We start from the raw sequence: 25519 nt of genomic DNA on the forward strand, positions 1-25519 counted from the left end.
ATCAAAGTAAAATTCTATACGTTGTACCCAACTTTCAGATCGTTTATTTGAACAATTGTTCAAATTTTTATTATCTTTCCTCTCGCGTTTTCTATACCAGCGACAGACACAAAAAAAGCAGCTCAATTGAGCTGCTTTTATTTTTTAGCCAAGTAACGGAAACCTACAAACGTAGACCTTTACTGTCGTTATCACAAAAACGAAGGTCTTCTTATCGAGACCGGTTCGCATGAGTCTAATAAAGTCTTAGTTCACATAGCCTTCATTAGCTTTCACTGTAAGTGGGTGATAGCCCGGTTTCGCTTCTTCAAATGCGCGTTTAGCAAACGCCTTGCCTTCAGGTGTTTTTGATAGCTCGCGATAAAGGGGCTTAACAAGCTTATTGCGCCCTATCGACACCAAGTAGCTATACAAACGATCATAGGCAGGCTGATAGTTATTCTCTACTGCGATCATCAACCAGCTATGAGCAATTTCGTTGTTTTTAGTCGAGGTGAGTGAAAACGCTGAATCTAGCTCAGCCAGCTGTGCGTTGCTTAGCGATTCTGGCATGTTGTTTAGAAAATATAGCCACTCGTGTACAGTCCACTGCGCGGTTTCAATATCCGCCGCTTTCACGTCGCCAGAAAGCCAAGCGCTTCGTGTGTCATCGATTTTAGTGAACGCATCAGATTCTGGCTGTGGCGCTCCCTTGGGAATGCCTGGTTCAAAAATCCACGTTTGGATGCGCTCCGCGTCTAGCTTATCTGGATACTGCTTTAACAAGGTATCATCTAAATAAGCAATAAACGTGTCGGTAGTAATGCTCTTAAAAGCAAAGTCTTTAAAGTACTGCATCAAGAAAGCATCAAAGTTTTCTCGGCCAATCTTTTGTTCAATTTCACGTAAGAACAGTGCGCCTTTTTCATAGGGAATATTTGAGAAAACATCGTCCGGATTGCGACCACGAAGGTCAATAGCCAGGATCTCATCATTTTCCTCTAATGCAGCAACATCATTCTCCAGGTCTTGATAACCGAGCACCGCTTCTTTTTTAAAACGATCGTGACCGTAGATCATTTCCATAATTCGGTAAGTTAAGTAGGTTGTGAAGCCCTCGTTTAGCCACAGATCACGCCATGTAGCGTTTGTTACCGTGTTACCAGACCAGCTGTGCGCCAGTTCATGAGCAATCAATGAAACCAAGCTTTTATCACCAGCAATGACCGTTGGGGTGATAAACGACAAACGAGGGTTTTCCATACCGCCAAACGGGAATGACGGTGGTAGAATTAATAGATCGTAACGGTCCCACTGGTAAGGTCCATAGGTCTCTTCTGTTACTTCTAACATCGCCTCAGTGTCTTCAAATTCTTTTGCTGCACTTTCAAGTAGCGCAGGCTCAGCATACACACCGGTACGCTCACCCATGGCTTTAAATTCTAAATCACCTATAGCCAGCGCAATAAGATACGAAGGGATAGGCTGTGGCATGGTGAACTCATATTCACCATCGCGCTCGGTGGAGGGATCGTTTGACGCACTCATTACCGCCAACAGCGCTTCAGGTGTCTTAATGGTCGCGTCATAGGTTACGCGTACTTGCGGTGAGTCTTGAAGCGGAATGAAGCTTCGCGCGTGAACCGCTTGCGCTTGGGTAAACAGGAACGGGTGCTTTTTACCTGCAGTTTGCGCTGGTGTTAACCATTGTACGCCAGACGCTTCAGGTGAGGTTGAATACGCAACCGTTACTGCGTTTGCGGAACTAGGTAACGTAATAGTAAGAGGTGTACCTAAATCAGGGTCAACCTCTCCCATTTCAAAAGGAACACTTTCACCGTCTACGGTAACACTTTGAATGTCTAATGCTCGCGTATCTAACACCAGTGTGTTGATGTCGGGCTTTTCACGCTTTACATCAAGCGTTACGTCGCCAACAAGCTGCTTGGTCTCAAAGTTTGCAGTTAGGTTTAGGCTGAGATGGGTAACCCGAATCTCATTAGGGTTCGCGAAGGAGTGATAATCTACCCCAGAGGCAATAGCCGCATCAGCTTGGTTTGCTACTGCAACATTTTGTGCTTCAGTGTCTGAAATCGAGCCTACGCTGACGGCTTGATCTTTGTCTGTCTTGGCTGCGTCTACATTGCTGTTGTCACTGCATGCGAACAAAACAGGCGCGCATACGAATGTAGCCAGTAATCCGTATTTTTTCATATAACTTCCTAAAGGATGATTGATACTACCTCAGTGTATCAATCTGTTATATGACTGGCGACTCTAATTCGAAGAGCTGCGTTGTAACTGCGCTATATTTCGAAAAGCAGTAAGGGTTAACGTGAATAAGTGCAGGACAGCTACGCCATCTGACGAAGGCGTAGCTATCCGACGAGGGCATTAACTATCTGCGTTAACCGCTGACTCGTTTGCCGTTTAATTAAGCAAGGCTAATATCTACTTCAATGTTACCGCGGGTCGCATTTGAGTATGGACATACTTGATGCGCAGTTTCCACCAAGCCTTGCGCTTGTGCTTTGTCCATATCGCCCAAATCTACCGTCAGTTTTACTGCAATAGCAAAGCCTTGTTCAATAGGTCCAATTGCAACGTTGCCAGTTACACTAATGTCATCGGCCAGCTTAATTTTTTGCGATGCAGCCACATGCTTAAGTGCACCGATAAAGCACGCCGAATAGCCCGCTGCGAACATTTGTTCAGGGTTCGTCCCTTCTCCACCTGCACCGCCCAACTCTTTAGGTGTAGAGAGTTTAAGGTCTAGCTTACCATCACTTGATTTCGCTGTTCCTTCACGACCACCCGTTGCTATTGCACTTCCGGTATAAACGACTTGTTGAAGTTTATGCATAGTTACTCTCCTCATAGGTTTATTTAAACAAATACTTTGCATGCAAAATAAATTATCATCAAACCAACTTGTAGATCAAGTGATTTGTATGCAAAATATTATTGTTAAGAAAAAGCCGTATCGATAAGGGTTAAGCGTCATGTCAGAATTATTGAAGTTGGAAAATCAGCTTTGCCACCGTTTTTATACGCTGTCGAATGCATTCACTCGTGCTTACCGCCCCCTTCTTAAAGCGCTGGATATCACCTATCCTCAATATGTGACGTTAATGGCGCTATGGGAAAATGACGGCATTACTATTGCCGAGCTTTTAGACAGAACGGCCATAGACGGTGGTGCTATGTCGCTGATTCTTAAAAAGCTACAAGACAAAGGCTTCTTAGTTGTCACTAAAGATAAAGCCGACAAACGCGTTAAGCGCGTTCAACTCACTGAAACGGGCAAGAAGAAGAAAGCCATAGCAGAAGACGTGCCTGCGCAGATGCTCTGCAAGCTCAATGGCATGACTGCAGATGAAAGCCGTACGTTAAAAGTCCTACTGGACAAATTAGGCGGCTGTTTCGAGAATGCAGATTTAAACCAGTCCGGATAGATAATCACCACTCAGCCCTGCATTCCCATGCTTTGCTAGGAAACTTACCAGCGCCTTGTGAGTGGGCAATTATCTATGCATATTGGTATTTTAACCTCTTTTTGTAATCTGATTGTCATCAGATTTTTGACGTTTTCTGTTATTATTTTCGCATTGAGCGAACAAGTGTGCGCTATAATTGTCCTAATGGACGTAGTAGGGAAAATGCTGAACTGCGCGCTTCAATTGAAAGCGCTAGTCGCTGAAATGCTCGCATTTCTTATCGAGAAAGTGCGACAAGAGGCTTTAAGGGCATTTACTACCCATTATTCTTAGAAATAAAAAAACAGGAGCTGTGATGATCCAAGAACAGATTCAGACACAGGCTGTGCCGCAATCAAAAAGCATTCCTGCAAAAGCCTACTCTGTACTGGAAGAGTGGCTGAACAGTATTAGTCATGGGGTTGGCTTTATTGCTGCTATCGTGGGTTTAGTATTTATGTTGTATCGAGCGGAAGATACGCTCGCGTTAACTACTGCAGCTATTTATGGCTCTACACTCATTCTGGTGTTTTTAAGCTCAACCCTTTATCACGCCATTTCCCATCAAAAGGCAAAGGGATGGCTTAAGCTATTTGACCACAGCGCAATATACTTATTGATAGCAGGTACTTACACACCATTGTTACTGGTTTCGATTGGTGGCGTGTTGGGTATTACTATGACCGCGATTATCTGGAGCTTGGCAATTGGCGGCGTGGCGTTTAAGCTCGTCGCGCAGCACCGTTTCCCAAAGGTATCCGTGATGACTTATTTGCTGATGGGATGGATTGCACTGGGTCTTATCTACCCTCTTTATGTCGCCCTTCCCGGTGCTGGCCTATGGTTATTGGTAGCAGGCGGGCTGTGTTTCAGTGTAGGCGTGTGCTTTTACGTGGCAAAAAAGGTAAAGTACACTCATGCAATTTGGCACATGTTCGTGATTGGCGGATGTAGCTGCCACTATTTTTCAATTTATTATTTTGTCGTTTAACAAAAGGCCCAAATTAAGCTGCTATGCCAAAACCATGTAAAAACTTATGCTAACAAACAAGCAAGACGCTGAGAAAAAGGAAGACAGCCCAACAGTAGAGCCGAATATCGCGTGGTTTTCTCTAAGCGCAGGGCATATATGCCTGGGTAAAAAACCTGTTGAAAGTGATTTTGAACGCCTTAAGTCACTGGGTGTTACCCATATTGCAACGGTTCAGACCAGTGAAGAACATGCACCAGTTATACGCGACAATTCTGTCGCAGCTGGGCTAGAGTGGCTTTGGGTTCCTTTTTTACACCCGTCGTCAGAGTCCCCCACCGAAGACGTACACCTTCATCAATACCTTCATGAACTATCTCAAATGTTGACCGAAGGAGCGAAGATATACTTACACTGCGATGGCTCACAGCACCGCTGTAGCCTTTTGTTCTATGCACTTTGCCACTATTGCCGTGTTCCATCTAATAGCGCTTACAATGCGCTGCACAGCTTTGGCGCTAGTGCGGCAAATAACCTTAAGAGATCCGAACTCACTTGGGCAGCAGAATTAGGGCATATTGCACCTAAAATGTAGGCCAATAAAAAGCGCGCCTTCGTTATCAACGTTCATTAACGAAGGCGCGCGTGCTGTTTTAACAAAGCAAAGCGTTCATAAGTGCGCCGAGCTTATTTATTTAAAACTGATAAATATTAGCGTTGGTGAGAAGTTTATTCGCGTCTATTTTTTCTTGAACACAGCGCACTATATCAGCACGAGTAAATACATAAATTCGGTCTTTGCGCTCGCGGCTCTCGTCCATCTCAAAATCTTTCAGCACCATGCTGATATGTTCATTTTCCGGCAGACCGCGTAAGCCTGACCCAAATCTGCATAAGGTCTCGCTCATGCCCGACTCAAAACCGGCCAGAAACGTTTTGTAAGCTTGCTGCTGCTGCGCTTTACGCGCCTCCATTTGTTTAGTCTGCTCTTTTTCAATTGCTTTAAGCTCATCCTTCATGCTTTTTTCTTTCGCTTCTAATTGCTTAAGCTGCTCTCCAGACTGCTCTTTTTGCACGAGTAATTCTTTTTTTCGCGCCTCGTCAGCGTGACGCAATTCGAAGGTAATATCTCGCAGTTCACGCTCTACTTCTCTTGCTTCCCAGGCAAGTTCACGCTGCATGTTGCGCAAGTCGCGTAAGCGACTATTGTTGTCAGCAAACGCCTGAGAAAAACGATGGCTGGTTTCTTCTGCGTAAGCTTCCCACTCTCTGGCTGCTTCAAACACAATGTCATCTACATCACTAAACGAATTTGCAGACGGAACTGGTGGTGCAGGCGGTGCAGGTGGCACGGTGGCAACTAATCCTTCTACCAGCGTTTCTATCTCTCGTACCCAGTTACCGCTTTGGCCTCTTACTGAAAAAGTAAATACCGCCCCCTGCCCAGCAAGATAGCTGGTTTCAATTTGACTCACTCTCCAAGAGTCAGTCGCGGCATTTTGTCGTAAGGACGTTTTGAGTACCCCAGACATTATTTCTAATTCATTCGATAGCGTGTCATATTTTTGCGCACTTTGTGCGTTCGCAAGACCACCAGCAGCAGAGCAAAGTAGTAAAGCAGTTAATAAACGTTTCATAATTTCACCTAATTACATTAATCATCTAGCGACGACTGTGGATTGTTTGTTTCATACGGCATGGTTAATGGCACTTCAGAACGCCTGTTAGGTAAACTTACCGCGCTGTACCCTATTTCAATGTCATCAATTTCATCCTGTAGACGCGTAAATTGGCGTGCATAGAATCTTTGATCGTCAATACGCTGCTCGTTGATAAATTTAATAAGCTCGGCAAAGTCGTGTTTGCGCTCTTCTCTACTCGACGCTAATAAGTACTTAGTAAGCTCTGCACTGCTTTGTTGCTGCTGTGTAGATAGCGCCTGAGCGTATTCTTTGAATAGTGTTTGGTTTGCTTGTTGATAGAAATCACGTTGCTCACCTAAAGCTTTAGCAACTTCCTGCGTAACGCGCTGCTCAACCATTTCATCTACTGTGTTGGCGCTTTTGTTTGAAAACGTAAGCGCTATACCGCTATCGCTATACGACAGCTTTGCGCCGGTGAGTACGGCTAACAGCGCACAGGCCGACATGGCCATGGCACACGCTGGCAAGCTAAACCAAGACGACAGCGAACGTGGTTCATCTTTCTTAAAAAAGGTCTGTTCTTTGTCCCACTGGGGAAGTGCCGGAGCAACGAAGCTTGAGCTTGCGCTGTTCAAACGGGCGCTATTTTCTACCGCCTGCGCGAACTCAGCATTTGAATCACACAACGCGTTAAACTGCTTTTCTTGCTCGCTATCAAGCGAGTTGTCCAGATAAGCTGAGAATAAGGCTTCTTTGTCATATAAGGTCATTATTCCAACTCCAACTTCAACTTTGCTAAGGCTGCGTAAAGTCGCGACTTAGCGGTATTTACTGAGATATCCATTTGCTGTGCAATTTCTTCGAACGTGAAGTGGCCGAAGAACTTCAATTCCACCACCGCCTTTTGGCCCAAAGGAAGGGTCTGCATAGCCTGCGTTAATGCTCTACTCTCTCTGTCGCTATAAAGCTGCATTTCAGGGCATGGCGCACCGCAAAGTGGCGCCTGTATATCGTCAATATCAGAATGCGGCTTTCGCTTGCGATACAGTTCAACGCAGCGACAGTGGGCAATGCGATAGAGCCAACTTTTAAAACTGCCCTCACCTTTAAAACAAGCAAGACTGCGAAACACAGAGATAAAAATCTCCTGCATTAAATCTGCTGCATCATGGCTATTCCCTGTCATTCGAATACCGTATTGATACATAGCGGTTTCGTAGCGAGATATAAGCGTAAACCACGCTTTTTTATTACCCTTTAATGCCTGTTCCACGAGTTTTTCATCTCGTTTATTAAACACGCCGTTCCCCGTTTTTACGCTCTGTTTTTTTACTTAACCATTAAGTCGATAAGCTTTGCAAAAAAGTTTGTTTAATTGATAAATAAATTGTCATTTAGGGAATAACGCCAATGAAACTGTGCTTTAAGCGATGGATGAAGAACTTCTTTGGAGTTGGTGCACAAGACAATAATTGATGTCAGCAATAAAAAACGGCTGAACCTATAGGCTTAACCGCTTTAGATAAATATGAAAGGTAGCGCGCTCAGCGCCAAGGTTATTTTAGTGTAGGAATAGGCAACAGTGGCGAGATAATTTCACCGATACGACGAAACAGCTGCATACGCGTAGTGCCTGAACGCCATACTAAGCCAATCTCACGAAACCCCTGCTCTTCAGCGGGGAAGCTCTTAAGACCTGTGTGCTCAAGAATAGACTGGTTTATCGCAAGTTCAGGTAAGAAGGTGTAGCCCATTTTGCTATTCGCTAATTGCACCAAGGTATACAAACTGCTAGCCGCTACGCTGCTAATTTGGTCGCTGTGCTGAAGATTGCACGCACTTACCGCATGCCCGGTCATACAGTGCTCTTGCTGTAGTAAGAAAATACTCTTTTTCGGCAAGGTTGAAATGTCGACAGGATTAGGTAGTTGCTCAGCCATATCTTTGTGCGCAATAAGATGGAACGGGTCATGCCCCAAGACCATCTGTTTACACCCTGGTGTTTCCATTGGCAACGCTAGAATAAGTAAGTCTAATCTGCCGTCGGTCAATTGCTGTAGCAACTTCTCCGTCGTGTCTTCCTGCATTTCTAAGTTGATCTCGGGTAAAAATGCAGAAAACGCCCCCATCATGCCTTCAAAAAGAAACGGCGCAATGGTTGGAATAACACCTAGTTTTAAGGTGCCTCGCTGCCAATTGCCCGCGTTTTGCGCATACTCAACCAGCTCTCCCGCTTCCTGAAGTAGCACTTTACTGCGTTCAACAATATCTAGTCCCAACGATGTAAACACAAAGGTTTTATGTTCACGCTCAAGAAGTTGGCTTCCGAAGTGCTCTTCAAGGTTCTGAATGGCCGTACTCAATGTTGACTGACTTACGTTACAGCGCTGTGCAGCACGGTGAAAATGTTGCTCTTGATGTAGCGTCACCAAATAGTGCAGGTGCTTAAGATTAGGCCATTTCATGGGCATCTCACAATTATTTAAAAAGGGATTAAAAAATATTGGATTAATCTAACATAAAGATTAAATAGCGCCTAGGGTTGATGCCCATGGTTAACGAGAGCGATCTTCTATTATTTGCAGCTGTACGTATACAACATCCTAAAAAAAGAGGTAGATAATTCTGTTTATTGTGCAATCTATAAGAAGCTTTTGAGAATTTGACATTTCGCGCTGGAAAGCCCCCATAAGTAGCGTTAGGATTAAATTAAAGCATTATACGCAACATATTTTTACAGCGAAGTAAGACCCGCTCTTGTATCATTCAGTCAATAGAGCGATTAACTATTGAGGGCAGTATGAAAGGACATTATAAGAACATTTTATGCGTATTGAGTGACTCGCATCGTCAAGATGATACGGTAGCCCAAGCACTGCATATCGCCAAAGCGCATCAAGCCTCGCTTACCATTATGCTTTCGTTAGAATCTTTACCGCCCAACGCCAGTATGGTTATGGAGTCTTTCTCTTATGTTGATTCTCAGCAAACCATGGAAACCCAAGCCCAGCATTGGTTAAAAGAACAAGCGGAAAGCTGGGGAAAACACTATCCTGTGTCTACCGCGGTAACGGTAGGTCAGCCGCTTATTGACGTTGTGCGTTATGTAAAAAAGAACAATATCGATCTAGTAATTAAACGGGCAGAAGAGAGCTTTCTAGATAAGTTGTTCGGAAGCTTAGACATGCGTTTATTCCGCAAATGCCCTTGCCCGGTTTGGATCATTAACCACAAGCCTCGCAGTCAGTACAAAAACGTAGTTGCAGCACTGGATTTGAACTATCACTATCCACAGCATGAAGTGTCTATTAGGCGCGATCTTAATCGCGACATTTTGCGTCACGCAAGCCAAATAGCCTTGTTAGAGTTTGCACAGCTACACATTGTTCACGTTTTTGATGCGGTTCCTGAGAACATAGCAAGAGACGGTTTCATATCGGTTGATAACGATAGAATGGAAACCGATCTTGCAAAAATCCATGCCGAGCGTGAATCGGAACTAGACAAATTGCTTGAAGAACTAGGCAATGAATTGGATGACAATGTATTAGAGTATTTGAAACCTCAGAAGCACATTGTTCACGGTTACCCTCGAAGAGAAATTGCAGCCACAACCACATCCCTTGATACCGACATTATTGTTATGGGCACAGTGGCACGTTTAGGTGTGCCTGGCTACATCATGGGCGACACCGCAGAAGAAACTATCCATCAGCTTAAGTGTGCCGTTGTGGGTGTTAAACCCCGTGGCTTTGAAACGCCTATCTCTATTGATTAAAGAAAACATTCCACAAACAAAAAGGCCGTGCTTCACTTCAAGCACGGCCTTTTTTAATTCTTTTCGCTTAATACGAACGTTTGTAAGCGCTGTGTTTTACGCTACGCCAAACGACGCTTTAAGAATGTAGAAGAAAATAATCGAGAGGATTGCGCCTGCAGGCAACGTAACAATCCACGATACGACGATATTTCTCACAATGCCTAGGTTAAGCGCTGATACACCACGCGCCAGACCTACACCTAGTACCGCTCCTACAAGCGTTTGGGTAGTCGAAATAGGTAAACCCGTACCTGATGCGATAACTACCGTACACGCTGCAGCGAGTTCTGCTGCAAAACCGCGGCTTGGTGTTAAGTGTGTAATACCTTGACCAATGGTCTTGATAACGCGATGTCCAAATAGCGCAAGACCCGCAACAATACCTAAACCACCAAGAGGAAGGATCCAAGGTGCAAGCGTAGTGCTAGAGTTAATTTCGCCGCCACTACTTACTACGCTAACTACCGCAGCCAATGGTCCAATAGCGTTAGCTACATCATTTGAACCGTGGGCAAACGCCATACAACAGGCTGTTACTACCATTAGAAGTGCGAATACTTTCTCAACGTTAGCCGCCTGTAGGTCTGCATCTTCAGAACCGCTGAACTTCATACGGCCGATAAACCATTTACCCAAGAAGCCCAACGCTACGGCAATAGCAATCGCCAGCACATATCCGTTAACAGCGCTTAGCTCTAAACCAACGTGCTTAAGGCCTTTCTTGATAGTAACAAGCGACATCACAAAGCCCGCTAATGCCATATAGAACGGCACATAACGCTTAGCATTTGCAAACGGAGAGGCAGTTTGGAAGATGAGCTTGTGCGCGCTCATGAAAATAAGATAAGCAATGATGCCTGAAATAGCTGGGGTTACTACCCAACTACCAACAATACCACCCACTTTGTCCCATGCTACTGCGTCCATGCTGACGCCAGTGGCAGTAAAACCGATGATTGCACCGATAATTGAGTGAGTGGTAGATACAGGCCACCCCAACCATGACGCTACCGCAAGCCAGATTCCAGCTGCAAGTAGTGATGAGATCATGCCTAATACAAGGTATTCAGGTATGTCTATAAAATAGGTTGAGTCGATAATCCCTTTTCGAATGGTAGACGTTACTTCGCCACCTGCTAGGTAGGCGCCAGCAAACTCAAATATCATTGCAATGATAATGGCTTGTTTTATGGTTAAAGCTTTAGAACCTACTGACGTACCCATTGCGTTGGCAACGTCATTCGCTCCAATACCCCATGCCATGACGAAACCAACGCCGGCGGCAAGGATTATAAGAATTAGGCCATAACTTTCAAAAAATTCCACGGATAATCGCTCCCGATCTAAACGCGATTTAGGCTGGACGCTACTTGAGTAAGTAGCATGATCTCTTCACCACAAAGGCTAGAGAATGAAGTTAAAGACAAATTGTGTTTTATCATAAGGTTCGATTAAATTTTGCACGATCTGTTCTTGGCTGCGGCGCATGATAACGTAATCATGTTAGAAGCCATAGCGAAAATCACTGAAAAACGATAAAAGTATGCGGAATTATTTGAATGCGATGATAAAACCACCAAATATTTCAGTTTTATGACAAATAAATTTCACGAACTTTCATATTTGAATATTACTACGCAAAATAACACTGACCATTTGGACAGGTTTACGTCAAATCTTCCAGCTTTTGCTGCATATTTTCCAGCGGTGTATGTCTAACATCAGTACCGCGAGTGAGATAAACCACATATTCACACACGTTTTTACATCTATCACCAATTCGCTCTAACGAGCGCATTGCCCACAACACATCCAGCCAATCCTGCATGTCGTCAGTGCTTTTCTGCATTTCGGAGGTGGTATACGACAGCAGCCGTTTGTACTCACTGTCAATGCGGTTGTCTTGGTCATACACTTCTAACGCCGCAGCCTCATCCTGACGAGCAAAAGCGTCGAATGTGCCGCGCATCATGGCGGCCACGCGCTCGCCAATAAGTAACATGCTGCTCTTAATGGTATCTGAGCTCGGCAACTTATTGCGCGTTACTAGTTTGGCAATACGCTCGATTTCATCGCCCATTCGCTCTATATCGGTAATGGCTTTGGAAATGGTCATAATTAAACGCAGATCGCTGGCGGTAGGATGACGTTTTGCAATAATGCGCAAGCACTCTTCGTCAATTTGAATTTCCATGGAGTTAATTTTTAAGTCGTTCAACACCACTTTTTCAGCCAGAGCGGCATGATTGTGCTTTACCGCTTTTAACGTATCCACCAGCTGCTGTTCAACTTCGCCCCCCATGGTTAATACCGAGTTACGCAAGTTTTCCAACTCGATATTAAACGTACCCGAAATATGCGTGTTTAAGGCTACCTGTCGCATGGTGTTTTCTCCTCGCGGCGTAAGCATAACGAATAACGACAATCAATCGTGCCGCTACCTGTGGCAGAACTATCGTGACAAACCGCTACATCTTGCCAAATTGAAGCATTACGGCGCAAACCCATGTTAGAACACACACCTACTGCTACGTTATCCATATCGCCCCGTTATGTAGTCTTCGGTTTGCTTCTTCTCTGGCATAGTAAACAGCGTATCGCTGTCTGCATATTCTATCAGCCTGCCCTGATGGAAAAAGGCGGTGTAGTCGCTTACCCTAGCCGCTTGCTGCATGTTGTGCGTCACGATAATAATGGTGCATTGTTTCTTTAATGCATCCATCAGTTCTTCGATAAAAAGCGTGGTCAGAGGGTCAAGGGCCGAGGTGGGTTCATCAAGAAGTAGAATGTCAGGCTTCAACGCTAGTGCTCTTGCAATCACCAAACGCTGCTGCTGACCGCCAGATAAAACATGAGCGGATTCAAATAAACGATCTTTAACCTCGTCCCACAGCGCCGCCTGTTTCAGTGCGCTTTCCACCGCGTCGTCTAAGTGTCGACGAATTTTAACGCCTTGAAGCTTAAGCCCGTAGCACACGTTCTCATAAATGCTCATAGGAAAGGGGTTGGGTCGCTGAAAAACCATGCCCACGTTCGTTCTTAGGCGTGACACATTTACTTTGCGGCTATTGATGTTTTGCCCATCAATAATAATTTCACCATCGTATTTGCAACCGTCATACAAATCGTTAAGGCGATTGAAACAGCTAATGAGTGTAGATTTACCGCAACCACTTTGACCAATTAACGCTGTGATTTTGTTTTTTGGGATCCGCATACTGATGTCGTTTAACACATGCTTGTTGCCAAACCACAGGTTGAGGTTTTTAACCTCTACCGCAGTTTGTTCTTCACCAATGTCGTTAACGTTCAGCGTATTGTGTTCAAACAACTTCAACATGTTACAAAACCTGTATTATCCTTTGAGATAGCGTTTGCGCAGGCGCGCTCTAAGTACAACTGCCAGAATATTTAATACAAACACCACCACGAGTAAAAGCAAGCAAGCGGCAAACATCATGCTTGCGCTCTTTCCATCAGTTTGGCTGTGAAACGCTCCGTCATAAATAAGCACGCCCAAATGCATAAACTGCCTATCAAGGTGGAGATAAGGAAACTCTCCATCTATAGGCAAGGTTGGCGCAAACTTGACCGCCCCCACTAACATAAGTGGCGCTACTTCACCTGCCGCCCTCGCAATCGCCAAAATTACGCCAGTCATAATACCCGGAGACGCAATAGGCAATACGGTACGCACTATAGTCTCAATTTTGGTAGCTCCTAATGCGTAACTGCCCGCTTTCAACCCTTCCGGCACCCTGCGCAAGCCTTCTTCAGTCGCCACAATCACTACAGGTAAGGTCAAAATTGCCATGGTTAAGGCAGCCCAGAAAACGCCAGGGCTTCCCATTGTGGGTGCTGGCAGTGTGTCACTAAACAATAGCTCATCAATACTGCCGCCCAAGGTATAAACAAAGAAACCAAGGCCGAATACGCCGTAAACAATAGAAGGTACACCTGCCATGTTGCTTACACTGACACGAATAATAGTGGTAAGCGCCGTGTTAGGTGCATACTCGCTCAAGTAAATAGCGGCTAATACACCAAAGGGCGTTACGATGATGGTCATTAAAAATACCATGAGTACAGTACCAAACAACGCAGGGAAGACGCCACCTGAGGTATTCGCTTGTTTAGGGGAATCGGTGAGAAAAACACCGATTTCCGAAAACGCCACCTGCCACTTTTCCCATGTACTTAGACGACTGACAAAATCCACATCTTGAATACTAGATATGGGAATAACAAACGGCGTTTCGTCAGCAAAACTTACCAATAAGGTATACTCGGCTCGTGTTGCTTCTAACGCTTCCACACGCTTTTGGTATTCGTCAAACGATGCCACTAAACGCTCTCTTGCTGGCGCGTCGGCAACAACATTACGTTTATCAAATTGAGATAGCGCTTCGTGAATAGGTGCAAGGTGTTGCGTATTTAAATCTTCAATTTGAGCGCTTATTTGGGCCACTTCCTCTAGCACAATGTCAATGTTACCAAGAGGTTGAGGCGGTTTAGATGGCACGACGATGTATTCAGGAATTGCCAACACACGCCTGCCGTCTAACAGTTTTATTTCTGCGCTTTGGTTTGCAAGTAGAGAAGTCTCTATTTCCTCTCGAGATAACTGGACTTGAAAGCCATAAGGATGCTGAGCATCTGAGAACTTAAGTGTCACATCCTCATTTGTCGATTCATCAAATAGGTTCGCAAGCACCGAAAACCTTGTGCCGTCTTGATGCGTACCGGTAACCGTATAGATGGGCTCTGGCCAAAAATATGCCGTACCTCGAAAACTAATAAGTATAAGAATGCTAACTAGCGCAATAAGCAGCAGGCTGGTGAAAAAAGCCGTTAAGCTAATGACTAACGATTGACGCTGTACCGCACTTAACCCAAACGTTGTTCGATTAACCATAGTACGCCCTACTTCTTATACGCTGTCGCAATAGCTCTGCCATGGTGTTTACCAAGAAGGTAAACAGGAACAAAATACACGCGGTGAAAAATAGAATTTGATAGTGCGCCGATGATACATCTGCTTCTGGAAGTTCAATTGCCAAGTTAGCAGTAAGTGCTCGCAAACCTTCTATCAAGCCCCAGCTGGAGATTGGCGTATTCCCCGTCACCATAAGGACTATCATGGTTTCACCAAACGCGCGGCCGAAACCTAGCATAATCGCGGCAACAATACCCGGTAGTGCAACGTGAAGAACAACATGAAGTAAGGTCTGTAATCGTGTGGCGCCTAAAGCAAAAGAGGCGTGTTTTAAATCATTTGGAACGCCGTTTATGGCATCTTCAGCAAGGGAATAGATACTAGGTGATATGGCCACACCTAACGCTAACGCTACCACTATAGTCGTTTTCCCGATGGGACTATCGGACTCGGCCGCAAGCATTGTAAACCCGTCTCCCCCCATTATCGAGAAAATAAGCGAAGGCGCATACTCCACGCTAATAAAACCTAAAAGGAACACTCCGCTTATAGCAAATAGTAGCTCTGCTCCGTGTCTTAGCTTCTTTGGTAAGTATTCCGCAACAGGACGCTGCACCAGGGCAACGACAATAAGCACAAAAGGGATAACGATTAGGAAAAAGGCAAAGGAAAATAAAAACTGCTCAGCTTTTGGCGACAACCAAATAGCCGCGATGAAGCCGATGAGTACACTGGGAATCGCTTCGAGCAATTCGATAGCCGGCTTAATAACGTTGCGAAGGCGGCTTTTAGCAAAAAACGCGGTGTAAATTGCGGCACCGATAGCAACCGGAATAGCAATAAGCAGCGCTAAAAGAGAGGCTTTAATACTGCCTATTAATAGCGGTGTTAAGCTAAACTTTGCCTCTTGAAAATCAGAGGCACTGGTGGTTTGCCATACGGTTTCTTCCGTTTCATACCCTTCGTAGTGCTGCGGTTCAAACAGAGAGGCCCATGTAGTAACGCCGCTTAAGTGCCTGCCTTCCCATACTGATAAGGTGCTATCTGAATAGCCATAAAGCTTATTGCCGTACCAAATGATATTCTCAGCAGAACGCTCTATCTGTTGTGATGCCACTACATCGCCTGATACACGGTTTACCAACAACACTCTTGCTTTATCGGTCAGCACAGCCACCAAGTTCATACTGGCATGTTCTGCCACATCCTTAACGTTCTCTCCTGGTAGCGCTACTTGGTAGGTTTGTTCAAAGGTAAGGCCTTTATCGCTTTTGCTCAGCACCCAGCGAGTAAGTGCCTGTGTATTGCTGTTCATTAGGAAAAAGGTGCGGTCTTTAGCAAGTGGGAATACAATCTTCTCATCTAATGACGCTGTGATGTTTCCTGCTATTGGCAGTAGTGACGCCCCTTCATCCGTGAGCCTATTTAGGTAAAGCGCATCATCCACTTGGAGTAACACGCTCTGACTGCCGGGTAACAATACGAGTCTGCCTATATTATGAAACCGTTTATCCACAACCTGTGTAGGACGAAGCCGATTTACCCAACGGATAAACACTTTATTGTCTTGAACGATAGAAACCACTGCCCATTTTGAGGACAGTGCAATGCTCCAGTCACTGCGTATCTCCCACTCACCTTTGGGAAGCGCGAACGTAATGCTGTTCGACAACGCTGCTTGCGGTGTACTTGTGGCAATATCCTCTGCGCTACCGTCGGTCATATTGAACGATCTGACCGGTAAAACTCTCACTTGGGCGTTGGGAGAAACGTCTACGATATAGTTCTCTCCCATCACACTGTGGGAAGACAGCCTATGCTCGCAAGGACGGATATAATCGTGATTACTTACCAGAGCATCGCCTTTAAGCAACTTTAATCCCAATCGACAGTCAGACTTCCTAACCAGCATTGGCTGACTGTTAATGATGTCGCCTGCGCTGATAATTTTTTCATTATCTGACGTTTTCAAGCTCAACAGGTGATTTAAGCTAGGGGTATATGCCAACGGCAGAGCTTGGCTGATTAGATGAGTAATAAGAATAACTAACGTCAACAAAACAAGGCCGCCGAAGCCGGTCACTACATAGCGTGACCACCTGTCGCTTCGCTGGCGTTTTTTGTTTGTGCTGTTGCTGTCGAAAGTCATGCGGCTGTTTAGTAATTCTTATTTTCGAAATTCTTCATTTTTAAGAAGAATAACTCTAAATTGCACTGGTGAGCAGTGTAAGTTTTGTTATGCTAATAGCAAGTGAAAGTTTAAAGCATTACCTTCGCGCAACCTACTCTGCGCCTATGGTATTACCCAACAGGAAGACGATCAAAGTTTTTCTCTACACGCCCAATAAGGAGCATCGTATGCAATCATTGGTTATAAGCATTATGGGTAAAGACAAGCCGGGTTTAGTAGACGCACTGGCTAAGTGTGTATACAAACATAAGGGCAACTGGCAAGGGTCGAGCTTTGCGCATATGGCAGGAATGTTCACCGGTTTTGTAGAAGTACATGTTGCCGATGAGAACAAACAGGGCTTAAGCGATGCGCTAGACGCCATTAAAGATTTGTCGGTGCAATCTGTAGCGGTAGCGAGCAGTGAAAATAACAACACCACCAAATTGACGGTTGATGTAATGGGCAATGACAAAACCGGTATTGTCCAAGAGCTTACCTCTGTTTTAAACCAGTTCAATTTGAATATTCTCACCTTTGCTTCACACTGTGAAAGCGCGCCTAACTGGGGCAGCCTGATTTTCAAAGCAAAAGCAGAAATTGCGGTGCCAGAAGATTTTGACGACGGCGCATTGCAAGACTCACTGGAGTCGTTGGCTAACGATTTGGTGGTGGATATTACCGCGAAGCGATAAAAACAAGGGCGTATTTGTGGTGCCATACACTATCCGCGCATCACAATTACGAACTTATCATATTGAAAGTTAATGGAATAACCACAACGCAATGCGTGCGCACTTGCACCAGAATACGTGTTGTCACAGTAGTGTCACTGACTGATGGCAGTCTTTGACCATTTTTATGAACGTGAATTGAGACATTATGGATAACGACGTTTTATATTATCCCAAAGAATTAAGCTGGCTTGCGTTTAACGAACGCGTATTGCAAGAAGCCGCAGATAAAAACAATCCCGCCGTGGAGCGAATTCGTTTTCTTGGTATTTACTCAAATAACCTAGATGAGTTTTATCGCGTGCGCGCCGCTGACGTGAAACGACAAATTACCATTGCGCAAAATGACGGCAATGAAGAGGAAGCTGAACGCCAAACCGCTCTTATGGCGCTTATTCAGAAAAAGGTAGTCCAGCTTTCTGAAAAGTTCGACCAAATTCATAAGGATGTGGTCAAGTCTCTAGCTCGCTACAACATACATATTCTTCGAAAAGACGATTTAGACGATTATCAAAAGCAGTGGGTACGCAACTTCTTCGTTAACAAAGCACTGCGTCACATTGCACCTATTTTAATAGATAAGAAGACCGACCTACTTAGCCGTTTGAACGGTACGTCGGTGTATTTATATGTGGCGCTTAGAAGAAAGGACCGCAATCCTAAATTTGCGGTTATTCAGGTTCCTACCTCTGAAATGTCGCGCTTTATGCTGATCCCACCGCAAAAAAGCCGCAAGAAGAAGAGCATTATTATGCTCGATGACATGATTCAGCTGTGTATCGAAGACATTTTCCGCGGTTTCGTGAAGTTCGACGAAATTGAAGCATTCTCGTTTAAAATGACGCGTGATGCGGAATATTCTATCAACGAAGAAATTGACGAAAGCTTCGTTGAAAAGATGTCTGAAAGTATGAAGCAGCGCCTTATCGCTGAGCCTGTGCGTGTTATCTACGACACGAATATGCCAGAGGACATGAAATCTGACTTGCGCAAGCGACTTAAGATAACCAAGCTAGATACCATGCACGCTGCTGGGCACTATCGTAACTTTAAAGACTTTATTGGCTTCCCTAATGTGGGTCGAGAATATTTAGAGCATACGCCGCTGCCTGCTATCGACAGCAAGGCATTCTCTAAGTACAACACCGTTTTCGATGCCATTACTGCACGAGACATACTACTATACTACCCGTACCATCGCTTCCTACACTTCACCGAGTTTTTGCGTCAGGCGGCTTTCGACCCGAATGTTAAGACCATACGTATTAATATTTATCGTGTTGCCAGTAATTCACGCATTGTAAACTCGTTGATTGACGCAGTAGACAACGGCAAAAAAGTAACCGTTGTGGTAGAACTTCGCGCCCGTTTTGACGAAGAGGCAAATATCGAATGGTCTAAGCGCATGACCGATGCAGGTATACGCGTTGTACTTGGCGTGCCTACTCTTAAAATTCACTCTAAACTTTGTATTGTGACCCGTGAAGAACGGGGCAGTTTGGTGAACTATGCGCATTTCGGTACGGGTAACTTCAACGAGAAAACAGCAAAGATCTATACCGACTACAGCTTATTCACCCGTAATCAAGAACTCGCCGATGAAGGGGTGGCGGTATTCGATCTTATTCAATACCCTTACCGACGCTACAAGTTCCAGCATCTTCAAATATCGCCATTAAACGCCAGAACCAAAATTCAGTCGTTAATTCGTCAAGAAATTCAGCATTTGAACCAAGGTCAAAAGGCACAAATCACTTTCAAAATTAACAACCTTGTTGATAAAGAACTCATTGATGATTTGTACCGGGCTAGCCAGGCGGGGGTTAAGATCCGCGGTATAGTGCGCGGTATGTGCTCACTTAATCCTGGGATAAAAGGAATAAGCGAAAACATCGAAATTATCTCTATTGTTGATAGATTTCTCGAACACCCACGCGTGATGATTTTTGAAGGTGGCGGCGACAGAAAAGTGTATATCTCTTCTGCCGACTGGATGACCCGTAACATGGATAACCGCATTGAAGTAGGTTGCCCTGTGTATGATAAAGGTCTTCAACAGCGCATTGTTGATATAATGGAACTACAATTTAAAGACACCCTGAAGGCTCGAGTGATTGACAAGGATCAGAGCAACAAGTACGTTCGCAGGGGAAATCGTAAAAAACTTCGCTCACAAATAGAAATTTATGACTATTTGAAGAAGCTAGAAGACACTTTGTAGGATAGAAAATTAGTACATGACCCAGCACGAATCAGTTTTTAATGACGTGGAAACCCGCGAAGTCAATAAAGTCGCAGCACTAGACATTGGCTCAAATAGTTTTCACTTGGTAGTAGCACGCATTGTTGCTGGGTCTGTGCAGATTCTGCATAGAGTTAAACAAAAAGTACGCTTGGCCGAAGGTCTCAACGACGACGATATCTTGTCTGATGAAGCGATGGAGCGTGGGCTTGCTATGCTAAAAGTAGTAGCAGAGAGCCTGAAAGGTTTTGAGCCCGACTCCGTGAGAATTGTCGCCACCCACACGTTGCGCAGGGCGCGTAACGCCCGCGATTTTATCAGCGCAGCAAAAGATATCCTTCCCTACCCTATCGAAGTCATTTCTGGTGTAGAAGAAGCGCGACTTATTTATTCAGGCGTTGCACATACTAACCACTCCGACGGCCAACAGCTGGTTATTGATATAGGCGGTGGCTCTACTGAGTTCGTTATTGGCGAAGGTTTTACGCCTTTACTTTGCCGCAGCCTTCAAATGGGCTGCGTAAGCTATACCAAACGTTTTTTCCCTGACGGTGAGCTAAAGCCAAAATCCTTTGATCGTGCTATCACGGCTGCACAGCAAGAGCTTGAGTTAATAGACAATAAATATCGCAGACTGGGCTGGGTTCAGTGTATCGGTACGTCGGGTACCATTCGTTCGCTGTTTACACTTTGTCAGCAAGACAGACCCAATGGCCACGATATTCCGGTGACACTTAAAAGTTTGCGCAATTTAATGAAGCAATTCATAAGCGCAGGTCATATAGACAAATTAAGCTACCCAGATTTAAGTGAAGATCGTCGTGTGGTTATTGCTGGCGGCCTCGCTATTCTTATCGCCGTTTTCAAAGCGCTAGAAATTGAAGGCTTGGTGTACTCGCCTGCCGCCTTGCGCGAAGGCGTGCTTTATCAGATGGAAGATGAGCTTCATCACGCTGATATTCGCGGCAGAACCGCGAGTAGTTTGGCAACCCGCTACGATGTAGATACGTCCCAAGCCACTATGGTGCTTAATACAACCCTTTCACTTTTCAACGATGTTGAAAAAGCATGGAAACTTAAAGGGCGTGACTTTAAAAGCATGCTCGGCTGGGCAGCTTTACTTCACGAAGTCGGCATGCAAATTAACTCTCGAGGCATACAAAAACACAGCGCCTATATTCTTGGTAATGTGGACATGCCTGGGTTTACGCAGGAACAACAATTACTGCTAGCTACGCTCGTGCGATTTCATAGAAAGAAAATTCGAACCAATGAATTGCCCGCATTTAATCTTTTCGATGAGCAGTCGGTTAAGCATTTAATCGCGTTACTGCGTTTGGGTGTACTGCTTAATATTAAACGCCAAGAGGGTTTTGTACCTGACCTCGTTGTTAATGTAGAAAAGAACGAACTGACCATTACCTTCCCCGATGGCTGGTTAGATGAAAAACCTATTATCTCAGCTGACCTGCTACGAGAAAGCCACTACTGGAAAGCGCTTAATTTAAAACTCACAGTTGTTCCTGATATCGAGCAATTACATCCCGCGGTAGAATAAGCAAGTACCGACTATCAGCACCTCAAATTGAACATTTTATAGGCAAATATCAGTATTATTTGCCTATAAAACCGGTATACTACGCATTAGCATTACCTTATCTAAAACCTCCAATTGATGTTATTTTTCATAGGTTCTTAACAGTAGTCATGTTTCGTAGTATCTGGATTTTTTTGTTGCTGATTGTAAGTTCATTTGCCTTCGCATCGTCCAACCATGTCTACTTTCTAACCGAGGTCACCCCACCCTATTACTGGATTAATAAGGATGGAAAAGCACAAGGCGTCAACGTAGACCTCGCAAACGCACTAGAACCTCTGCTGCCATTTAGCAGTTCGTTGGAACACATGCCGTGGGCCCGTGCAGTACAAGAAACCCTCGATAATCCCAATCTGGTACTTCTATCTTTATTGAAAACACCGAACAGGGAAGATGAATTTGAGTGGATTTCATCAGTAAATCACATGCAAGCCTCGCTGATCCGCTTAAAGCAGAAAGAGACAGCACACGTCAATTCCTTAGACGACGCGAAGCAGTTCCGAGTAGGCTCAATACGCGGCTATGGCTCAGCATCGTTTTTGCAGCAAGAAGGTTTTGAAGAAAATAAAAACCTCGCTTTGGTTGCTGAGCCAGCACTACTGTGGAAGCTTTTGTATATGGGGCGCATTGACTTCGCATTAGCCAATTTTGAGACAGGAAAGTATGAAATCAGCGACGCAGGCTTTAATCCTAACGACGCAACGAGCGAATATGTTATCGAAGCATTGGGTGCTGATCTTTTTGTTGCCACTGGCCTTAAGACTGAGCAAGACAAAGTGAACTCACTTAAAAACGCGCTCTCTATCTTAAAGGCGAATGGCGAGTATGAGCGAATACTAAAAAAATGGGGCCTTGAGCCGATTGAGTCGGCGCATTAGCCCCACTTAGTCTCAGCACACTAATTATTGAGCTTCAACTTGCGTACTTTGTGACTGCACGCTGTCGTATTTTTTAAACCACGCCAAGATATTTTCAACTTTACCAATCATTCTAGATGGCTTAGAAGCGATCCCGTGGGGCGATCCAGGTACTTTTACCAGCACGCTATCAACCTTTTGAATCTTTAACGCTTGATAGAACTGCTCGGTCTCAGACATTGGCGTGCGCTTGTCCTCCACTCCCGTGATCAGCATGGTGGGGGTCGTTACATTGCCTACTAGCGATAGCGGTGAGCGCTTCCAGTAGTGCTCTACATTATCCCAAGGCATACCCGGAAATTGGAAAGGGATTTGATATAGACCTGAATCGGCAGTCAGCACTTTCGATAACCAGTTGATAACGGGTTTAGCGACTACGGCTGCTTTAAATCGGTTAGTAAGGCCAATGGCATAGGCTGATGCAATGCCGCCTGCTGAACCACCAGTAATAAACAGTCGCTCTGGATCAGCGATGCCTTTTTCAATAAGCGCATCTACGCCCGACATATGGTCTGAGAAGTCATATTCCGAACTGTATTTCCCTTGAAGTAGCAATGCAAAGCGTTCTCCATAACCTGTACTACCTCTGTGATTATCATAAAACACCACGTAGCCCTCTGCAGCCATGCGCTGTAGCTCGGCCGTGAAGACAGGGCCATAAGCGAGATTAGGTCCGCCGTGAATTTCTAAGATAAGCGGATACGTTTTCGAACTGTCGTAGTTTGGCGGCAGAATGTACCACCCCTGGATTTCTTCGCCATCAATAGAAGACGGATAGACAATTTCTTTTACTTCGCCAAGTTGCTTATGACCTAGAACGTCTTCGTTTAGTGCAGTAAGCTGTCGCTCGTTTCGCGTAGTGACATATAAATCAGCGGGGCGATCGGTACGTCCTTTGGTATACGCCACTACATCATCAACAGCGTGATAAGTGCCAAACACATAAGGTCGTCCTAACGTAGTACCGCCCAGCCCCTTAGCTACGGCTTTTACGCTGCCCGATAGCGATACAACATCTACCTGCGCTAAACCGCGAACCGACTGCTGAAAATAAACGTGCTTATTATCTTTCCAGTGAAAGTTAGACACTGAATTATCAATGTCTTTTGTTAAATTTTGAGCATCTGTACCATCGATCTTCATCACATATAAATAGCTATTTTTGTACATCACTTTTTCGTCATCGCGGCGTGCGTAAGCAATGTGCTTTCCGTCAGGCGATACGACAGGCGATGATTCAAGGCCTTTGTCGTTGGTAAGCTGTGCGATATTACCCATCATATCCACAGAAAAGATGTCCCCCTCAACAGGCTCATACTCCCAATTGTCACTGCGGTTGGCAGAGAAATAGATTTTGTCGCTATCAGGAGAGAAACTTAAGCGCCCATTGTGGTGATAGTTCCCTGAAGTAAGCTGTCGTGCTGTGCCTCCGTCAGCAGGAACAATAAAAATATGGGTGTAAGCAGGTTCAAGAATGCCTCGGCCATCGGCTTGATAGCGCGCTTTGGTAATATATTGAAAGCTAGGAGACCACTTTGCACCGTCAGGCTTTTTAGGCATTTTAACGTCTAGCGGCTTTTCCTTGGCATCAACGCTCATAGTGAAAGCAATGTGCTTACCATCTGGCGACCAAGTGATGTTACTTGGGTTTGAGGTGACATTTGTTACGAGTGCCGTTTGCCCTGTATCCATCCAACGCACATACAATTGCGGTTTACCTTCTTCATTAGAAAGGTAAGCCAATCTGCTACCGTCTGGTGACCAGCGAATAGAATAGTAACTCTTTTTCGACGACAGTAAGGGGCGGTGTGACTTTCCATCAACCGACGCTAGCCAGACGTTCGCTCGACTGCTGTCCGACATAATGTCGTTTGAACGGCGCACATACGCAACATATTTACCGTTTGGCGACACCTGAACTTCGCTCACGTATTCCAAATTAAAAATATCTTCCGATTTAAAATAGCGTTCAGAGTCGGTAGTAAGAGATTCTCTCTCATTGCTTGCAAGCGCTGTGGCTGGCATAGCTAGTGTGCCTACGCTAAATAGTGCAGCCCATATAGCAAACCGTTTTTTGACTGACGGGTACCTGTGATTTCTCGTAAAAGACATATCTCACCTTAATCTATTTGTTCTTATCCGTTCTTTTTATGGGGTGATCACGTTGTAGTGATGCATTTATCGTCTCCATATTACTGAATATATTCAGCCAATAAAGATTAAACGTTGAGCGACATCGCTAGGCGATTAAGCGCAGTACACAGGGGCGCTGGCTTTAGCCGAATGGTTAGTTGCGTGATAGCAGTAAAGTGCTAACTTCTATATAAGACTTAAAGGTATTCCCCATGAATAATCCACACGGCGAGTTTGAATGTAGCGTAAGCGGTCAGTTGCTGCTCTTCTCAGCGCGCGGACCGTGGAATGACGAAACCATGAGAAATGGCGTAGTTAAGATGTCTTCTGACATTTCAAAATTCGAAAAGGGCGCTAAATGGGCACAAGTAAGCTGTCTTTACGGTGAAAGCCTGATGCCCCCTTCCACCTTTGATATTTTTGTAAAACAAACTCGGGTAAGAAAAACCCGCGGCCTGTCGTTTCTTGCCGTGGTGATATTAGATACCGACATTATGCTGACAACTAAGCATCAGATTTCTCAGTGCTACGACGCTGCCGAAGTTCCTTATGGCTTTTACGAAACGGTAGAAGATGCTTTGGAAGCGATGACGAATAATGGCTATGATTTTGATAGTGACGAAGCTGAGCGCTTTTTTGCCCGCTTTAACTTTACGCGTTAACATTTAACACCGCATGCGTTCTGCTTTTGTCACACGTTGAGTCTGAAATTCACCGCCAGCTTTTGATAAAGGCGAAAAAAAGGAGAGCGAGCGCTCTCCTTTTTATTTTAAGACTGTCCCGTCCTGAAATACGTTGACATAAAGAGGATTTCTTTATGACAACTTCAAGTAATCAAAGACCTAAGCGTACACAGCGTGATTACACCTTAGCTTTTAAATTGGGTGTAGTTGAGCGTGTAG

Annotated in this window: 23 protein-coding genes; 10 read left to right on the forward strand and 13 right to left on the reverse strand. The window is 44.9% G+C overall.

The features are described 5' to 3' along the window. Positions 1-246: 246 nt before the first annotated feature. Both MHM87_RS14560 and MHM87_RS14565 read right to left on the reverse strand, forming a co-directional pair. Positions 247-2193, reverse strand: a complete 1947-nt coding sequence (locus MHM87_RS14560) for a M1 family metallopeptidase (RefSeq protein WP_239259790.1) — start codon at positions 2191-2193, stop codon at positions 247-249. Between the two features lie 220 nt (positions 2194-2413). Beyond that, a complete protein-coding gene (locus tag MHM87_RS14565; protein ID WP_171338468.1) occupies positions 2414-2842 on the reverse strand; it encodes an organic hydroperoxide resistance protein in 429 nt (142 codons plus the stop codon). A gap of 139 nt (positions 2843-2981) precedes the next feature. Between MHM87_RS14565 and MHM87_RS14570 the strand changes: the two genes are divergently transcribed. The 3 genes from MHM87_RS14570 (at position 2982) to MHM87_RS14580 (ending at position 5020) form a co-directional block, all read left to right on the forward strand. Next, positions 2982-3434 (forward strand): MarR family transcriptional regulator, encoded by a 453-nt coding sequence (locus MHM87_RS14570; protein ID WP_239259793.1) that lies wholly within the window; start codon positions 2982-2984, stop codon positions 3432-3434. Positions 3435-3771: 337 nt separating this feature from the next. Then, complete coding sequence (locus MHM87_RS14575; RefSeq protein WP_014948411.1) at positions 3772-4446, forward strand: hemolysin III family protein; 675 nt, start codon at positions 3772-3774, stop codon at positions 4444-4446. A 46-nt stretch (positions 4447-4492) separates the two neighbouring features. After that, entirely contained in the window at positions 4493-5020 is a 528-nt protein-coding gene (locus tag MHM87_RS14580; RefSeq protein WP_239259796.1) for a hypothetical protein, read from the forward strand. Between the two features lie 100 nt (positions 5021-5120). On the opposite strand, the gene MHM87_RS14585 is transcribed toward MHM87_RS14580, so the two are convergent. The 4 genes from MHM87_RS14585 to MHM87_RS14600 form a co-directional block, all read right to left on the reverse strand. Continuing rightward, the gene (locus tag MHM87_RS14585) at positions 5121-6062 is read right to left on the reverse strand and encodes a hypothetical protein (RefSeq protein WP_014975764.1); all 942 of its coding nucleotides are present in this window, start codon (positions 6060-6062) and stop codon (positions 5121-5123) included. Positions 6063-6079: 17 nt separating this feature from the next. Beyond that, on the reverse strand, positions 6080-6838 hold the full coding sequence (locus MHM87_RS14590) for a hypothetical protein (protein WP_239259798.1): 759 nt from the start codon (positions 6836-6838) through the stop codon (positions 6080-6082). Further along, positions 6838-7368, reverse strand: a complete 531-nt coding sequence (locus MHM87_RS14595) for a sigma-70 family RNA polymerase sigma factor (protein ID WP_014975762.1) — start codon at positions 7366-7368, stop codon at positions 6838-6840. Before MHM87_RS14595 ends, MHM87_RS14590 begins: the two co-directional genes overlap by 1 nt. Before the next feature lie 256 nt (positions 7369-7624). Continuing rightward, positions 7625-8533: a hydrogen peroxide-inducible genes activator gene (locus MHM87_RS14600; RefSeq protein ID WP_014948406.1), complete on the reverse strand. Its 909-nt coding sequence runs from the start codon at positions 8531-8533 to the stop codon at positions 7625-7627. 335 nt (positions 8534-8868) lie between these two features. Here MHM87_RS14600 and MHM87_RS14605 point away from each other — a divergent pair, with 335 nt between their 5' ends. Further along, on the forward strand, positions 8869-9846 hold the full coding sequence (locus MHM87_RS14605; RefSeq protein WP_014975760.1) for a universal stress protein: 978 nt from the start codon (positions 8869-8871) through the stop codon (positions 9844-9846). Positions 9847-9942: 96 nt separating this feature from the next. On the opposite strand, the gene MHM87_RS14610 is transcribed toward MHM87_RS14605, so the two are convergent. The 6 genes from MHM87_RS14610 to MHM87_RS14635 all read right to left on the reverse strand — a co-directional run bounded on the left by MHM87_RS14610 (position 9943) and on the right by MHM87_RS14635 (position 16973). Continuing rightward, entirely contained in the window at positions 9943-11214 is a 1272-nt protein-coding gene (locus MHM87_RS14610) for an inorganic phosphate transporter (RefSeq protein WP_039224609.1), read from the reverse strand. Between the two features lie 340 nt (positions 11215-11554). Beyond that, positions 11555-12271, reverse strand: a complete 717-nt coding sequence (gene phoU / locus MHM87_RS14615) for a phosphate signaling complex protein PhoU (protein WP_014948403.1) — start codon at positions 12269-12271, stop codon at positions 11555-11557. Continuing rightward, positions 12259-12429 carry a hypothetical protein gene (locus MHM87_RS14620; RefSeq protein ID WP_239259814.1) on the reverse strand — a complete coding sequence of 57 codons (171 nt, stop codon included), beginning with the start codon at positions 12427-12429 and terminating at the stop codon, positions 12259-12261. Before MHM87_RS14620 ends, phoU begins: the two co-directional genes overlap by 13 nt. Next, a complete protein-coding gene (gene pstB / locus MHM87_RS14625; protein WP_014948402.1) occupies positions 12422-13228 on the reverse strand; it encodes a phosphate ABC transporter ATP-binding protein PstB in 807 nt (268 codons plus the stop codon). The genes MHM87_RS14620 and pstB overlap by 8 nt, the downstream gene beginning before the upstream one ends. Positions 13229-13243: 15 nt before the next feature. After that, positions 13244-14803: a phosphate ABC transporter permease PstA gene (gene pstA / locus MHM87_RS14630; protein ID WP_049586204.1), complete on the reverse strand. Its 1560-nt coding sequence runs from the start codon at positions 14801-14803 to the stop codon at positions 13244-13246. Further along, positions 14796-16973 carry an ABC transporter permease subunit gene (locus tag MHM87_RS14635; protein ID WP_239259800.1) on the reverse strand — a complete coding sequence of 726 codons (2178 nt, stop codon included), beginning with the start codon at positions 16971-16973 and terminating at the stop codon, positions 14796-14798. Before MHM87_RS14635 ends, pstA begins: the two co-directional genes overlap by 8 nt. A 209-nt stretch (positions 16974-17182) precedes the next feature. Between MHM87_RS14635 and MHM87_RS14640 the strand changes: the two genes are divergently transcribed. From MHM87_RS14640 to MHM87_RS14655, 4 genes are all read left to right on the forward strand, one after another. Beyond that, complete coding sequence (locus MHM87_RS14640) at positions 17183-17689, forward strand: ACT domain-containing protein (RefSeq protein WP_239259802.1); 507 nt, start codon at positions 17183-17185, stop codon at positions 17687-17689. Positions 17690-17876: 187 nt separating this feature from the next. Further along, a complete protein-coding gene (ppk1, locus tag MHM87_RS14645; RefSeq protein ID WP_014948398.1) occupies positions 17877-19949 on the forward strand; it encodes a polyphosphate kinase 1 in 2073 nt (690 codons plus the stop codon). A gap of 16 nt (positions 19950-19965) precedes the next feature. After that, entirely contained in the window at positions 19966-21528 is a 1563-nt protein-coding gene (gene ppx / locus MHM87_RS14650) for an exopolyphosphatase (RefSeq protein WP_239259804.1), read from the forward strand. A gap of 149 nt (positions 21529-21677) precedes the next feature. Next, positions 21678-22445, forward strand: coding sequence for a transporter substrate-binding domain-containing protein (locus MHM87_RS14655; protein ID WP_239259806.1), 768 nt, complete (start codon positions 21678-21680; stop codon positions 22443-22445). Positions 22446-22469: 24 nt separating this feature from the next. On the opposite strand, the gene MHM87_RS14660 is transcribed toward MHM87_RS14655, so the two are convergent. Further along, positions 22470-24596 carry a S9 family peptidase gene (locus MHM87_RS14660; RefSeq protein WP_239259808.1) on the reverse strand — a complete coding sequence of 709 codons (2127 nt, stop codon included), beginning with the start codon at positions 24594-24596 and terminating at the stop codon, positions 22470-22472. A 233-nt stretch (positions 24597-24829) separates the two neighbouring features. Between MHM87_RS14660 and MHM87_RS14665 the strand changes: the two genes are divergently transcribed. Beyond that, positions 24830-25279 carry a hypothetical protein gene (locus MHM87_RS14665; protein WP_014948394.1) on the forward strand — a complete coding sequence of 150 codons (450 nt, stop codon included), beginning with the start codon at positions 24830-24832 and terminating at the stop codon, positions 25277-25279. Between the two features lie 155 nt (positions 25280-25434). Next, positions 25435-25519: valyl-tRNA synthetase (locus MHM87_RS14670; RefSeq protein ID WP_081333992.1), on the forward strand; the 85-nt coding region annotated here is incomplete at its 3' end.

The sequence above is a fragment of the Alteromonas sp. Cnat3-28 genome, assembly GCF_022348265.1.
In the GTDB taxonomy this organism is placed as follows: Bacteria; Pseudomonadota; Gammaproteobacteria; order Enterobacterales; family Alteromonadaceae; genus Alteromonas; species Alteromonas macleodii.

Excerpts from the sequence above, each read along its gene's own strand:
- MHM87_RS14640 (WP_239259802.1), top strand. The coding sequence starts at position 17,183 with ATGCAATCATTGGTTATAAGCATTATGGGTAAAGACAAGCCGGGTTTA.
- MHM87_RS14635 (WP_239259800.1), bottom strand. The coding sequence starts at position 16,973 with ATGACTTTCGACAGCAACAGCACAAACAAAAAACGCCAGCGAAGCGAC.
- MHM87_RS14585 (WP_014975764.1), bottom strand. The coding sequence starts at position 6,062 with ATGAAACGTTTATTAACTGCTTTACTACTTTGCTCTGCTGCTGGTGGT.
- MHM87_RS14565 (WP_171338468.1), bottom strand. The coding sequence starts at position 2,842 with ATGCATAAACTTCAACAAGTCGTTTATACCGGAAGTGCAATAGCAACG.
- MHM87_RS14600 (WP_014948406.1), bottom strand. The coding sequence starts at position 8,533 with ATGAAATGGCCTAATCTTAAGCACCTGCACTATTTGGTGACGCTACAT.
- ppx (WP_239259804.1), top strand. The coding sequence starts at position 19,966 with ATGACCCAGCACGAATCAGTTTTTAATGACGTGGAAACCCGCGAAGTC.
- MHM87_RS14560 (WP_239259790.1), bottom strand. The coding sequence starts at position 2,193 with ATGAAAAAATACGGATTACTGGCTACATTCGTATGCGCGCCTGTTTTG.
- MHM87_RS14620 (WP_239259814.1), bottom strand. The coding sequence starts at position 12,429 with ATGGATAACGTAGCAGTAGGTGTGTGTTCTAACATGGGTTTGCGCCGT.
- MHM87_RS14665 (WP_014948394.1), top strand. The coding sequence starts at position 24,830 with ATGAATAATCCACACGGCGAGTTTGAATGTAGCGTAAGCGGTCAGTTG.
- MHM87_RS14605 (WP_014975760.1), top strand. The coding sequence starts at position 8,869 with ATGAAAGGACATTATAAGAACATTTTATGCGTATTGAGTGACTCGCAT.
- MHM87_RS14570 (WP_239259793.1), top strand. The coding sequence starts at position 2,982 with ATGTCAGAATTATTGAAGTTGGAAAATCAGCTTTGCCACCGTTTTTAT.
- MHM87_RS14575 (WP_014948411.1), top strand. The coding sequence starts at position 3,772 with ATGATCCAAGAACAGATTCAGACACAGGCTGTGCCGCAATCAAAAAGC.
- pstB (WP_014948402.1), bottom strand. The coding sequence starts at position 13,228 with ATGTTGAAGTTGTTTGAACACAATACGCTGAACGTTAACGACATTGGT.
- phoU (WP_014948403.1), bottom strand. The coding sequence starts at position 12,271 with ATGCGACAGGTAGCCTTAAACACGCATATTTCGGGTACGTTTAATATC.
- MHM87_RS14660 (WP_239259808.1), bottom strand. The coding sequence starts at position 24,596 with ATGTCTTTTACGAGAAATCACAGGTACCCGTCAGTCAAAAAACGGTTT.
- MHM87_RS14580 (WP_239259796.1), top strand. The coding sequence starts at position 4,493 with ATGCTAACAAACAAGCAAGACGCTGAGAAAAAGGAAGACAGCCCAACA.
- MHM87_RS14655 (WP_239259806.1), top strand. The coding sequence starts at position 21,678 with ATGTTTCGTAGTATCTGGATTTTTTTGTTGCTGATTGTAAGTTCATTT.
- ppk1 (WP_014948398.1), top strand. The coding sequence starts at position 17,877 with ATGGATAACGACGTTTTATATTATCCCAAAGAATTAAGCTGGCTTGCG.
- MHM87_RS14590 (WP_239259798.1), bottom strand. The coding sequence starts at position 6,838 with ATGACCTTATATGACAAAGAAGCCTTATTCTCAGCTTATCTGGACAAC.
- pstA (WP_049586204.1), bottom strand. The coding sequence starts at position 14,803 with ATGGTTAATCGAACAACGTTTGGGTTAAGTGCGGTACAGCGTCAATCG.